Source organism: Gemmatimonadota bacterium (genome assembly GCA_022560615.1).
Lineage (GTDB): Bacteria > Gemmatimonadota > Gemmatimonadetes > Longimicrobiales > Gaopeijiaceae > UBA1138.
Map to the genome: position 1 here is coordinate 23,769 of JADFSR010000036.1, position 12,400 is coordinate 36,168.

Annotated in this window: 9 protein-coding genes; 1 reads left to right on the plus strand and 8 read right to left on the minus strand. The window is 67.0% G+C overall.

The window, feature by feature from the left end:
• Nucleotides 1-51: 51 nt before the first annotated feature.
• Genes IIB36_16265 through trxA form a run of 7 tightly spaced genes read right to left on the minus strand, consistent with a single transcriptional unit; the run spans nucleotide 52 to nucleotide 10,947 of the window.
• Complete coding sequence (locus tag IIB36_16265; GenBank protein ID MCH7533291.1) at nucleotides 52-2,673, minus strand: DEAD/DEAH box helicase; 2,622 nt, start codon at nucleotides 2,671-2,673, stop codon at nucleotides 52-54.
• 4 nt (nucleotides 2,674-2,677) lie between these two features.
• Nucleotides 2,678-3,901, minus strand: coding sequence for an asparagine synthetase B (locus IIB36_16270; protein ID MCH7533292.1), 1,224 nt, complete (start codon nucleotides 3,899-3,901; stop codon nucleotides 2,678-2,680).
• 26 nt (nucleotides 3,902-3,927) lie between these two features.
• A complete protein-coding gene (locus IIB36_16275; protein ID MCH7533293.1) occupies nucleotides 3,928-5,691 on the minus strand; it encodes a hypothetical protein in 1,764 nt (587 codons plus the stop codon).
• Complete coding sequence (locus IIB36_16280; GenBank protein ID MCH7533294.1) at nucleotides 5,691-9,068, minus strand: hypothetical protein; 3,378 nt, start codon at nucleotides 9,066-9,068, stop codon at nucleotides 5,691-5,693. The genes IIB36_16275 and IIB36_16280 overlap by 1 nt, the downstream gene beginning before the upstream one ends.
• Nucleotides 9,065-9,733 (minus strand): DUF4159 domain-containing protein, encoded by a 669-nt coding sequence (locus tag IIB36_16285; GenBank protein MCH7533295.1) that lies wholly within the window; start codon nucleotides 9,731-9,733, stop codon nucleotides 9,065-9,067. The genes IIB36_16280 and IIB36_16285 overlap by 4 nt, the downstream gene beginning before the upstream one ends.
• Nucleotides 9,734-9,743: 10 nt before the next feature.
• Nucleotides 9,744-10,589, minus strand: coding sequence for a 16S rRNA (cytidine(1402)-2'-O)-methyltransferase (gene rsmI / locus IIB36_16290; protein ID MCH7533296.1), 846 nt, complete (start codon nucleotides 10,587-10,589; stop codon nucleotides 9,744-9,746).
• A gap of 22 nt (nucleotides 10,590-10,611) precedes the next feature.
• Nucleotides 10,612-10,947 (minus strand): thioredoxin, encoded by a 336-nt coding sequence (gene trxA, locus IIB36_16295; protein MCH7533297.1) that lies wholly within the window; start codon nucleotides 10,945-10,947, stop codon nucleotides 10,612-10,614.
• A 27-nt stretch (nucleotides 10,948-10,974) separates the two neighbouring features.
• Between trxA and mce the strand changes: the two genes are divergently transcribed.
• Entirely contained in the window at nucleotides 10,975-11,385 is a 411-nt protein-coding gene (gene mce, locus IIB36_16300; GenBank protein MCH7533298.1) for a methylmalonyl-CoA epimerase, read from the plus strand.
• A gap of 277 nt (nucleotides 11,386-11,662) precedes the next feature.
• Here mce and IIB36_16305 read toward each other — a convergent pair whose 3' ends face one another.
• A complete protein-coding gene (locus IIB36_16305) occupies nucleotides 11,663-12,184 on the minus strand; it encodes a hypothetical protein (GenBank protein MCH7533299.1) in 522 nt (173 codons plus the stop codon).
• Between the last annotated feature and the right edge of the window lie 216 nt (nucleotides 12,185-12,400).

Consider the following 12,400-nt stretch of genomic DNA (forward strand, 5'->3'; position numbering starts at 1 on the left):
GGATGGAATCTAGGCGGCCTCGCTCACCGCACCAAGAGCGCCCGCCATGGCTCAGCGACCCTCGTAGAACGCCTCGAGCCGTCGGCGGACGTCACTCCACGGGCCCTTGACGAACGGGGCATCCGGAAGCGAATCCCGCAGATAGCGTCCATATCGCTTCACCACGATACGATCGTCCAGGAGGAGCACCGCTCCACGGTCTGCTCGCGATCGGATGAGCCGCCCGAAGCCCTGCTTCAACCGCAGCGCGGCGTGGGGAAGCATGTACTGTTGGAAAGGATCCCCACCAGCGCGCTCCACCGCTTCCATGCGAGCCGCCGTGATCGGCTCGGTCGGCACGCGAAACGGCAATTTCTGGATGATCAGGCCGCGTAGGGGGTCCCCCGGCACGTCGACACCCTCCCAGAACGACGTCGTGCCCAACAGGATGCCGCGTCCGTGCTCCGCGAAGCGACGCAAGAGCCGGTGTCGATCGTCCTCCCCTTGAACGAAGAGCGGCCAACGCTCCGCGGAGCCGTGCTCGCGGAGCAGCTCCGCGACCTGGCGCAACGCGGCGTGCGACGTGAAGAGCACGAAGAGCCCGCCGTCGCTCATCTCTGCGAGCTCGAGAGTCACGTCCGCAGTCGCCACCTGAAACGCCTTGGCGCCGCCCTCCGCACCCGGCAAGTCTGTGGGCACACAAAGCACCGTCTGAGACTTGAAATCAAACGGCGACACCAGGATACGCTCTACTACCTCAGGTGGATTATCAGTACCGTCGAGGTGCTGGGCGTCGAGCCCGAGGCGCGCTCGGAGGAAATCGAAGCTCTTGCGCGTCGAGAGCGTCGCAGAGGTCAGGATCGTCGTCTCGGCCTTCGTGAAGAGTGCGTCCAGAAGGAGCCCTCCGAGATCGATGGGAGCCGCTGCCATCACGACGTTCGCGCGCTTCCCACGTCCACGGGCTTCCAACCAGCGCACGTACGTGTCTGCCTCCTCCCCCGGAGCGAGCACGAGGCGCAGTCCGTGCATCGACGCCGCAAGACGTCGCTCCACGGAACGCAGGTCCAGCACACGACCCTCCAGCGCATCCGAAATCTCTTCATCGAGCTCGATGCGGGCCCGCAGCTCGGCGACCTCCCGTTCGAGCGCGCCCATCGAGGCCAGCGTCCCTGCCAGTCTCTCCCGAACGTCGTCGCGCTCCGCAGGCTCCCCGATCCCCGAGGGTCCGAGGCGGACACTGCCTCCGCCGGGAGGGATGAACGACTCGATCGTTTCGACGAAGCCCTCGACCTCGGCGCGTGCGCGAGACATCGCGGGGCGAACGCGGTTCTCCAACCTCTCGCGCAGCTCCTGGCTATTCGAAGATCCAGACAGGGCCCCGTGAAGCGCCGTGAGAATACCTTTGCCCCGCCGGTCGAGCCTCGAGAACATGCGGTAGAGGCTGCGGCGCGTGACCTCGACACCCAGATGAGACGTAGCGGCGTCTTCGATGTTGTGTGCCTCGTCCAATATGACCCTGTTGTACGCGGGAAGGACCGCGGATTGCGTGAAGTTCAGCGTGGCGTTCCGCACCGCGAGGTCGGTGAACAGGAGGTGATGGTTCACGACCAACAGCTCGGCGGACGCGGCCCGGCGGCGTGATCGCTGATAGAAGCACTGCTGGAAGTGCGGACACCGGCTGCGCAGACAGATATCCGGATCGCTTCGGACCTCCTCCCAGGTCTCGGGCTCCGGCGTGAACGGGAGGTCCGAGAGTGACCCGTCGTCCGTGGTGCTGATCCATTCGAGAAGCGCTCTCATCTCGTCGGAGCGATCGTCGTCGAAGAGCGAGGTCTGCGCTTCAGCGGCGAGCAACGCGCGGCGGATCGACACGTAGTTGCCCCGACCCTTCACCAATGCCCACCGCACCTCGCCTATCAGAGACTGCACCAGCGGCAGATCCTTACCGGCGAGCTGTTCCTGGAGATTGATCGTATTGGTCGAAATCACCGTCCGCTCTCCGTTCTCCTGCGCCCAGCGAGCGGCCGGCAGCAGGTACGCCAGAGACTTCCCGGTGCCGGTTCCCGCCTCGACGATCGCTACACCTCCCTCGTTGAAGCGGTCGACGACGGTTCGCAGCATGTCGCGCTGCCCCGGGCGGTCTTCGTAGCCGTCGAAACGCTCGGCGAGAGCGCCGTCTGGCGCGAGCAGTGCGTCCAGCTCCTCGATTTTCAGCGGCACCCGGACTCGGGGCTGCGGCGGTTCGACAACCACGTACAGCTGCTCAGCCCCGTTGTCGATGATCGCGGTGCCCAGGCCTTCTTCGTACAGCTGCGCCGCGACCCGCATGTCCGCATCCGAGGGCTCGAGCACGCCTGAAGGGTGATTGTGCAGCATCACCCCGCCCTCGTCGGCATCCCGGGCAGCCACGAGCACTGCGGCGAAGTTGCCGCGGGCGACGGCCCGGGGCTCGCGCACGACACGATCCTCATCCACGCGCGCGAGAAAGCACACTTCCCGTCCGCCGGCACGCTCGATCTCCGCCTTCAGGCGCGCCGAGCTCTCCCCTGACAGCGTGAGCGGCGTGGGCGGAGTCGCGGCCGGCCTGGGCGGTGCCGCCTCCGGTTCCAGCCCGTCCACGCCGTCCAGGCCGTCCAAGCCGACCAGAGCCTCCTTTGGGATCCGCATCGGGAAGCCTTCGGGCACGTCCGTCATTGCACTACGTCTTGAGCTTCTTCTTCCTTGCAGCCGGGAAGAGAACGTTGTTCAGAATCAGACGGTAACCGGCGGAGTTCGGATGCAGCGCGAGGTCGGTCGGGGGATCGCCGATCTGATGCTCTGGGTCCTCAGGGTCGTGGCCGCCGAAGTAGGTCCACGTCCCCTCCCCAAGGTTGCCGTGAACGTACTTGGCCCAGCCCTGTTCCCGCGCGAGCACGATCGTGCCGGACTGAAGGCGATCCTCCCGGAACGAGGTGGTCAGACCGTAGAAGTCCGGCAACACGGATTGGTGGTTCTGCGTCAGCATCGAGGGCACCGGATCGAACTTGGCGGAGAAGTCGAAGAGCGTGTACACGCCGAGCTCCTTCCTCCACTGCGTATTCACCTGATGCGCGTCGATGTCCGAGAAGGAATTCACCGCGGGCGCTAGCTGGACCTGCGCGTGCTCGAACGCGAGGGTACGGCTCCAATCCATCTTGGCGGAAGCGTCCGGGTCCGGCGGCGTCCCGTCCGAGTACGCGGCAGCGATGTCGACCGAGCCCGCCGCGAGCGCGAGCTCGAGTGTCTCGGTGGCCGAGCACATCGCGAACAGGAAGCCGCCGTTTTCGACAAAGTCCCGGATCTTCATCGCGATGCTCTTCTTGAGCTCCGGCACGTTCGCGAATCCACCCGCCCTCGCGACCTCCTGGTTGCGCGCGACCTCCTCCTGCAACCAAGGCGCACCGGCGTAGGTGAGGTAGAACTTCGAGTACTGCCCGGTGAAATCCTCGTGGTGGAGGTGGATCCACTCGTAGTCGTTCAGGTCCTGCTCGAGCACCTCGTAGTCCCAGATGGTCTCGTACGCGATGCCCGCGTAGTCGAGAACCAGCGTGACGGCGTCGTCCCACGGGGTCGTATTCGGCGGCGTATAGATCGCGACCTTTGGCGCGCGCTCGAGCGGCACTGCCTCCATATTGGAGTCCGCGATCGTCGCGCGAATGCGCGCCTCGCCCGGCGCGTCCACAGTGACGATCGTGACTCCGCGCAGCGCCGCCTCCCGGCGGACGTCCGCGCGGTCCGGAAGTAAGAAGGAGCCACCCCGGTAGTTGAGCAGCCACTCCGCCTTCTCTTCCTGCTCCAACGTCCAGTACGTCAGCCCGTACGCACGCAGATGGTTCCGCTGATCGCTATCCATGGGCACGAGAATCCACTGGGCTGACGCGGGTCGAGCCGCGAACAGCCCCATGACCACGAGGGCCGCCGTGAAGTAGTTCACCGCCCCCGCCCCCGCAGCCTTTCGAGTTCGAGCCGCGCATCCGGCACTACCGCCGCGTTCGGACGCGAGGTGATGAGCTCTTCGAGCAGCGCGATCGCGGCGGCGACCCCGTCGCTCGAGGCGGCCCGGTACCGTGCGAGCGCCAGCGCCGCTTCGCCAACCTCGGGCGCGTCGGGGAACTCGGTGACAATACGTTCCCGGATCAGCGCAGCCTCGCTCGGCAGCTCCCCGCGCTGCGCGATGCGCGCGGCCTCGGCGAGCACGGGCGGACGTTCGTCCCGGCGGAGCGATTCCGCACCCTCCGTCAACGCACGCACGGCCTCCGAGGCCTGTCCCCTATGCGCTCGCACCATGGCCGTGGCGAGCAGCTCCGCCCCCTCCGCTGACAGGCGCCCCATCAGGCCCACCATCTGGATGACCTCCGTCGCGTCCGACGGCTCCAGGCCGGGCAGCGCGAGCAAGAGCGCCCGCCGGCCTTCCTCGACTTCACGCGCATCGAACAGGAGATACGCTCGCTCGACGCCACTGCGTGGTCCTTCGATTCCTTCGAGCACAGCGGCGGCCCCGGCGGCGTCTCCCCGCGCCAGCAGCCCCGCCGCCACCGTGGCCGCCAGATCGTCGAGCTCCGGCGCGTTCGGGAACTCATCCCGGAAGTTTTTCAATAGCTCCCCGAGTCGTCCCGGGTCCGCATCGGCGCCCTCGAAACGGATGACCTGCGCCATCGCCCGACGTCGGTCGACGGAGCCGGCGGAGAACGAAGCCGCGATGCGGCGTTGAGCGTCGAGCGCGGCTGCCGTATCCGCGGCGGCCAGCGCCACGTCCAGAATCCGCTGGTCGAACCGGCGACGCTCGGCCGGGGTGGACGCATCGCCGCCCAACTCGGACAAGGCCCAGGACGCCGTCCGCACGAGGTCCTTCTCTCGCGCCCGGCGCGCCACGTCGTTGAGGAACATCTCGCGAGCGCGTCCGTCCAGGTCGCTCGCCACCTCCTTGGACAGATCGAGCGCCTCTGGCCCCAGACCCAGGTCGAGCGCAATGCGCGCGCCCGCGCGCCGCCTCGGCAGCAGATCGGACCGCGCGAGTGAGCGGACGAGCCGGCGGCCGGCGGCGTCCCTACCCTGTGTCAGTCCCTGCACTCGGCGCGCGATCGCCGTGGTCTGCGCGCCATCGTCGCCGATCGCGCGAAGCCACTCGTCGACGGCTCCGTCACGGTCCCCCCTCGCTGCGAGCATGTCCCCGATCTCCATCGCGAGCGCGTCAACGCCCGCGGCCTCGCGGCCCCTGCGAAGAATCTGCAGCGCCCGATCGGACCCGAAGGCGCGCTCAAACACACGCGCAACCTCTCGGTACGGAACCTCGCTTGCGGGGTCCAGCTCGAACCAGCGCTCGGCTTCGTGCTCGAGAGCGTCGAGCGAATCGAACTCCATGAGGACGCGCAGCTTCAGGTACCGTACTCCCGACGAAGCCGCGTCGCGCGCGAGAAACGCGTCCACCAAAGGGAGGATCTCGGCGGTCTCCCCCTTTGCGCGCAGCACGCGCTCCAGCGCGAAGAGCCCACCCGACGATGCAGGGTCGGCCTCGAGCAATCGGCGCAGGACGGATTCCGCGCCGTCGAAGTCGCCTTGCGACTCCCGCGCCGCTGCGTCGCGCAGCAGGCGACCCTCATCCGTCCCTCGGCGGATCTGGCCGGTCGCAGGGGTCGAGCAGAGAAGGAGCAGCGTCAGCACCCCAAAGCCGGACCAGAGTTGGCGCGGGGACATCACGACCCCCCTCCGCCACTGCCACCACTGCCGCCGCCGCCACCGCCGCCGCCGCGGTTGAGGCGCTCGAAATACTGAATGACGAGCTGCCGCACGGCAGGGCTCAGGCGTTGGAGCTGCGCCGCGTCCGGCAGTCGGAAGCGAAGGAGCCCGAGTTGGTCCGCGGTGAGCGCCATGATCTCGCCGCGCTCGAACACACCCGGAGTCTCGGATTCCCGCTCGTCCGAGGACTCCTCGCGCTCGAGCGAACGTCCGGCGTCGAGAAGCCTGTGGAAGAGTCGCTCCTGCCGCTGCGTGATCTCCGGCGTGAGGCGCCCCTGAGCGAGCTGCTCGGCGAGCGCTTCTGCTTCGGCCGCAAGTTGCTCGAGGTCTCCGAGCGACTCCTCCGCTCCCGGCTGGTCCGCCAGTTCACCGAGATCGGACGCGACTGACTGCTGCCCTTGCGACAGCTCTTGCAACTGCCGCTGCATCGCCTGCTCACCGAGCTCGAGCGGCATCAGCTGCCCGGTCTGGTTCATCAAGTCGCCCTGCTCCTGCGCGAGCTGCTCGAGCTGCTGGGCCACGTCACCGGACTGACCCTCGCCTTGCTGTCCCATCCCCTCCGCGCCGGCGATCGCCGCGAGCGCGAGCTGGTTGAGGTCTCCTATCGCCTGGCCCGCCTGCGCATGCGGCGAGGGTGTGGAGCCCCGGCGGGTCTGCATCGCCTCGATGGTCTTCTCGATCGACTCCATCGCGCGTCCCAAGTGCGCGGACAGTTGCTGGTCCGCTTCCATCGCCCCCTGTCCCGCGGCTTGCAGGTTCTCGGCCATGTTCTCGACCCCCTGCAGGAGCGATGCCTCGTCGCTACGCATTCCGGCCACTTGCTCTTGGCTCGAGCCACGCATGCGCTCGCGCAACTCCGTTTGCCTGCGCGCCAGCGAGAGCGCGTCGTCCGCGGCCTGGTGAAGCGCAGCTTGGGCAGCCTCCGCCCTCTCCTCCGCCATCTGCTCCTGCGCTTGCTGCAGCTCCTCCGCGACCTGCTGGAGACGCTCCGCGGCCCGGTCCGCCTGCTCCGCGGCCTGTTGATTCTGGCCCTGGTTCGCTTGCTGCTCCGCTTGCTGCATCTGTTGCTGCGCCTGCCGCATCGACTCCCGCGCTTGCTGCACGCCCGCAGCCGCTTCCTGTTCGTCGATCTGGCCCAGTCGCTGCTCGAGCCTCTCCATCTGAGATTGCAACTGCTCGGCGCGGGCTTCGAGGTCCTGTTGCTGTTCGCCGCGCAGCTCGGGATTGTCCTCCTCCTTCATGGCGTCGGCCAACGCCTCCTCCTGACGCGCGAGCTCCTCGGCCTCGCCGGTCGTCGCCCGGAAGTCTTGCTCCACCGCGGCCCGACGGAATCGTTCCAGAGCCTGCTCGAGTCGCTTGCGAAACTCTTCCTGCTGCTCCGCGAGATCACTCAGAGACTCGTTGGCCCGGCGCAGATCGTCCTGATCCAACGCCTCGGCCATCTCTTCCATACGCTGCCGCAAGTCGCTCCCGGTCAGTTCCCTGAGTAGCTCCTGAAGCTCCTCGAGCTCTCTCGAGAGCTCTGGGTCCGCCTGGCCGGCTTCCTCCAGCATGCGCTCGAGCTCTCCGAGTTCGGCGTGCAATGAGTCGGCCGCAGTGCTCATCTCCTCCTGATTGTCGAGCGCCGCTTGCAGCTCCTCCCGCTGCTCGAACTCCGGCTGACCTTCTTCCCGAGCTCCGCGAGCATCCCCTTGCGCAGCGTTCTGGAGCGCCTGATCCCGATTCTCTTCGGCGCGACGGGCCGCTTCCTCCGCCAGCTCTGCGAGCCGGTCGGCGACGTCCTCGAGCTGCTGCTCCGCGGCACGCTGCATCTCGGCGGCGGCCGGCATGCGTAGCACGTACTCGCGCGTCGACGCGACCTGGCCTGAAGGAGCGTTGTCGATGGCCCTGGCGTAGTACCGCACGGTGTCGCCGGGCAGAAGGCCCCAGCTCCTAAGGTCGAGAAGCGGACGCGCGAGCGCCGCGCGCGTGCCACCGAGGTCCCATCCCTGCGTGATGGGCTCGTGGCGCTCACCGAACGCCGTGACTCTGTACGCGACGAGCTCCAGGCGCCGGAGGCCGTAGTCGTCGCTCGCTTCGAGAATGAGCGGCTGGCGAAGGTTCAACGGCAGGATCGTGTCACGTCCCGGCAGGGGGATCGCCACGTGCGGCGCCGAGTCCGGCACGAGCGTGATCACGAGCGGTCCCGGCTGAATCTCGGCTGGATCTCCGTCGTCGTCTTGGAAGGACCAGGAGAACACGCCGTCCGCCCGTGGCGTCCACGCCCCCTGAAAGCCGCTTCCCTCAACCTGGAGTTCGATCGCGGTCGCGCCAGTCGAATCCTCCAGGGCGGCACGCGAAAGTGGGCGGCTCGCGCGTCCCTCCAGTGTGAGGCGGGACCCGCTGGGCAGACGCAACGGAGGCGGGTCCCCGCGATACTCATCCGGCAGCAGGCCGGTGTGCGCAGGGTACACCACGCCGAGAACGAAATCGCTCACGAAGAGTGGATCGATCGGGATGATCGAGTAAGTCTCGGTCTCGCTGCCGTCGTCGCCTTGGACTCGATACTCGATCGGCGAAGCGATGGCTTCGAAGACATGCGACGCCCGTTCCCGCGTGAGCTCGAGCCTCTCGTTTCGCGCGATGTCGCCCGCGGCCTGCCACGAAAGGAGCACCGTAGCCCGCCCGGGGGCCTCGATGGTGAGCCCGACGTCCGAGCCGCGCAGAACCTCCACGTTCCCGGGCGTGACCACAATCGAAGGCAGCACAGGGTCCTTCATGAGTCCGAACGGGGACGAGAGGCCCGCCCACGCCCCGAGCGATCGACTGGGCGTGGCCACTGCCAGGCCAATCGCGAGGACCGCCAGAACCGAGAAAGCGGTAAGGCCCCGCCGTGTCCAGACATCGAGCGCCGCGCCCAACTCACCGGATAGGACCGCCGGCGAGCGCTCGCTGAGCCCCGCAAGAGCGCGTTCAGCCGCCCGCGCCGCAAGTGAGCGAGAAACGCCCGGCGGGATCTCACGCGACAGCTCCAAGGTGCCCCGTACGATGCCCGGACGTAGACCCGCGGCGCGCTCCATCGTCTCCGAGAGCGGAGCTTCCGCCAACCAGCGCATCGCCCCGGCCCGATGCGCCCACAATGCGGCGAGCGCGAGCGCCAGGACCACCGCGTCCAACTGCGCGGGTACGTCGCTTCCCTGGCGCCAGCCCTCAGGACCCGCAAGCATCCATGCCGCGATCAGCGCGAGTCCGACGACCGCGGCCAACCAGACGCTCAACGCGATCGCGCCTCGCTTCCTCAGGTGACCACGAACCCCCTGGACCTCGCCGTGCAGCCGCTTGCCTGCCGGACTCACGACACCGCCTGACCCAGCACGTACAGGAACAGGTTCACACCCATGCGAAGCGCCGCCTCACGAAGGTCTTCGGAGTCACCGTGAACGTCTTCGTCTTCCCAACCATCTCCCAGATCCGATTCATACGAGTAGAACACCACCAACCGCCCTTCGTGAAAGACCCCGAAGGCCTGCGGAGGGTTGCCGTCATGCTCATGAATCTTCGGCAGCCCTTCCGGAAAGTCGTAGAACGTGTGGAAGACCGGGTGATCGGCAGGGATCTCCGTCAGCTCAGAGTCGGGAAAGATCTGGGCGATCTCCTCCCGGAACGACTCGTCGAGACCGTAGTTGTCGTCGGCGTGGAGAAAGCCCCCCGACGTGAGATACTTCCTCAACTGGACGCGCTCCGCCGCGGAGAAGCGCACGTCACCGTGCCCGGTCATGTAGAGGTAGGGGTGGTCGTACAGCGCGGGATCGAGCGGTCGGATGTTGATCTCTCGGCGGGCGACCGGAATCCCGGTCCGCTCCCGGATCGCGGCGAGCAGATTCGGCAACGACGACGGGTTCGCGTACCAGTCGCCCCCGCCCTCGTACTGTAGGCGCGCGATCGTGATCGAGTCGCTCGGGGCGGACTCGAAGCGTGCGTCACTAGACGTCAGAAGCGTCGCCAGGAGGATCCAGGTCATGCGTGGGCCTTCAAAATTCGTCGGAGTCGTGGACGATACGGTACGCGTCGTTACGCGATAGGTCGAGACGGCGAGCGATCTCCTTCGCCGCAGCCGACGGCTTCATGCCCTCGGCGGCGAGCTCCAGTGCCAATCCCCTCGCTGCGTCCAGCCTCGACGCACGCTCCGCCTCGGATACGCCGGAGTCCCCGGGAGCCACGACGACAGTGACCTCGCCCTTGGGCGGATGTTCCCGGTAGTGTGCCGCGACCTCGGCGAGGCTTCCTCGCTGAAACTCCTCGTGCACCTTGGTCAATTCACGCGCCACCGCGACCGCCCTCTCCGGGCCGCATTCACCCACGAGATCCTCGAGCAGACGCACGGTACGTCGGGGAGACTCGAACAGCACGACGGTCTCGGTGCTGGAGGCTACCCTCTCGAGCAGCGCCTGCCTCGACTTCCCTTTTCGGTCGGGAAAACCGAGGAAGAGAAAGGGTCCCATGGACAGCCCGGACGCGACCAGAGCGGCGAGCACGGCCGAGGGCCCCGGAATCGGAACGACCGCATACCCGGCCTCGTGTACGGCTGCAACGAGGGTCGCACCGGGATCGCACACCAACGGCGTGCCCGCGTCGGATACGAGCGCGAGATCCTCACCCGCACCGAGCCATGCCAGGACGCGCTCGATGCGCCCGCGCTCGTTGTGGGCGTGCAACGACACGAGAGGCGCCTTGGCCCCCACGTGGGCGGTGAGCACACGGGAACGCCGCGTGTCCTCCGCGAGGATCCGGTGCACCGCACGGAGCGTCTCCTCCGCTCTGGGACTCACGTCCGCGAGGTTCCCGATGGGGGTGCTCACGAGGTATAGGGTGGCCACCCGGGAAGTCTACCACCGGCTGCTAAAGATGTTCTAGGATTTTCTCCTCTAGCTGCGGACGCGGAACCGCGCCGATCACCTTGTCGACGAGCTCTCCGTCCTTGAAGAACAGGATGCTCGGAATCGACGTCACTCGAAAACGCGTCGTCACGCTCGGGTTGGTGTCCACGTCGAGCTTCCCGACCCGCAGTCCCTTCTCCTGGTACTCTCCGGCGAGCTCCTCGACGATCGGTGACACCATCTTGCACGGGCCACACCAGGTCGCCCAGAAGTCGATCATCTGGAGCCCCTCACCACCCTCGACCTCCTCCGCGAAGTTCGCGTCGGTGATTTCGAGAATCGCATCATTCGTTGCCATTTCGGCTCTCCTTATGAGCTTACTTCCATGTTTCAATCACTAGAGGCCAGCCGCCCACTGGACCACGTAGGCGTCGCCGTTCCTTCCTTGGAAGAGGCGTGCCGCCTCTTCGAGGTCCTGCTCGGGAAGACCAGCTCCCCGCCTGAAGTGCTAGAGGCCCAGGGAGTCCGCATCGCCTTCGTCGGCGCTGTCGAGCTCCTCGAGCCACTGGGCCCGGAAACGACCATCGGTCGCTTCCTCGAACGTCGGGGTCCGGGACTCCACCACTTCGCGTACCGCACCGACGACATCGAATCCGAACTTACGCGCCTCGAAGCGCAAGGCCTCGAGCTCGTCGATCGGGTCTCGCGCCCGGGTGCCAGAGGACATCTGGTCGCTTTTCTGCACCCCTCCAGCACCCAGGGCGTGCTCGTCGAGCTGGTCCAGCACTGCTTCTAGAAGGGTGATCGGAAAGGGGGACGGGCCGCCACCCGTGCTGTCGCACGGGTCCCCGGGTGCCACGGCCGTATATCCTAGGCGGAGCGACGACGCCATAGCCGTCGCTACGTCGAGGAGCTCCAACGACGGAGATGGGGCCGTGCCACCGCAACCCACACACTCGTCTGTTCATTTCAACCCGGTGCTGGGCACACCCCCCTTTCCGATCACCCTTCTAAGCCCTCGCGGGGCCCCGTACCTAACAAACCCTTGGGGGTTCCCACGCCATGCCGAAAGCCTACCGTCCGGTCATCACGCGCTGCAGATCGACCTCCTGCACGAGCCACCGTCCCCCGCTCGCCTGGACGACCAAGAACGGCACGTTGTCGACCGACTGACCACCGATCGTGAGATTGACCACGACGCGCGTGGTTGGTGTGTCGCGGCCCGCGACCATCTCCTGGCGCACGATTCGGTAGTCCTCGTGCTGCAGTATGGAGGAGATGGCGTTCATGCGGATCTCGACATCCTGCCGGGTCACACATGACTGACCTCCGAACCACGACCCGATCTTCTTGAACATGCAGCCGAATGTGCTGCCGGTGTCCATCATCGGCCCGCCCGCCGTCCCGAAGAGGCGACCCATCCCATGCAGGTCTCGCGAGTTCGCCGCCTGAAGGAAGCGCTCCACCGCAAGCGGGGCCGCGACCGCCGCGACCGCCGGGGGCTGCATCACCTGGGTGGTGCACGCCGCCGGCACAATGGCGACAGCTAGCAACGCCAGACGCCCAAGTCCGAACACGCGGGTTGATCCACTCATCGCCACTCCGAGAAGGCTGTTGAAGAAGGCCCCCGCAATTTCGACAAAACCGTTGTGGACAGGAAGCCCTACGGCAGCCCGTGGTAGAGGTACAGTGGGCCGCCACCCGCAAGCGGGTACCCGGGGGTCTCGCGAGTTCAAGAGTAGGAAGGACGACGAGTCGTAGCCGTAGCGGGCACCGCCGCCGAAGGCGGTGGTCCGAGGAGGAGAGACGAC

Bases quoted from the DNA above. Each gene is read 5' to 3' on its own strand.
- IIB36_16265 (MCH7533291.1), bottom strand. From the start codon at position 2,673: ATGACGGACGTGCCCGAAGGCTTCCCGATGCGGATCCCAAAGGAGGCT.
- IIB36_16270 (MCH7533292.1), bottom strand. From the start codon at position 3,901: ATGGGGCTGTTCGCGGCTCGACCCGCGTCAGCCCAGTGGATTCTCGTG.
- IIB36_16275 (MCH7533293.1), bottom strand. From the start codon at position 5,691: ATGTCCCCGCGCCAACTCTGGTCCGGCTTTGGGGTGCTGACGCTGCTC.
- IIB36_16285 (MCH7533295.1), bottom strand. From the start codon at position 9,733: ATGACCTGGATCCTCCTGGCGACGCTTCTGACGTCTAGTGACGCACGC.
- trxA (MCH7533297.1), bottom strand. From the start codon at position 10,947: ATGGCAACGAATGATGCGATTCTCGAAATCACCGACGCGAACTTCGCG.
- mce (MCH7533298.1), top strand. From the start codon at position 10,975: ATGTTTCAATCACTAGAGGCCAGCCGCCCACTGGACCACGTAGGCGTC.
- IIB36_16305 (MCH7533299.1), bottom strand. From the start codon at position 12,184: ATGAGTGGATCAACCCGCGTGTTCGGACTTGGGCGTCTGGCGTTGCTA.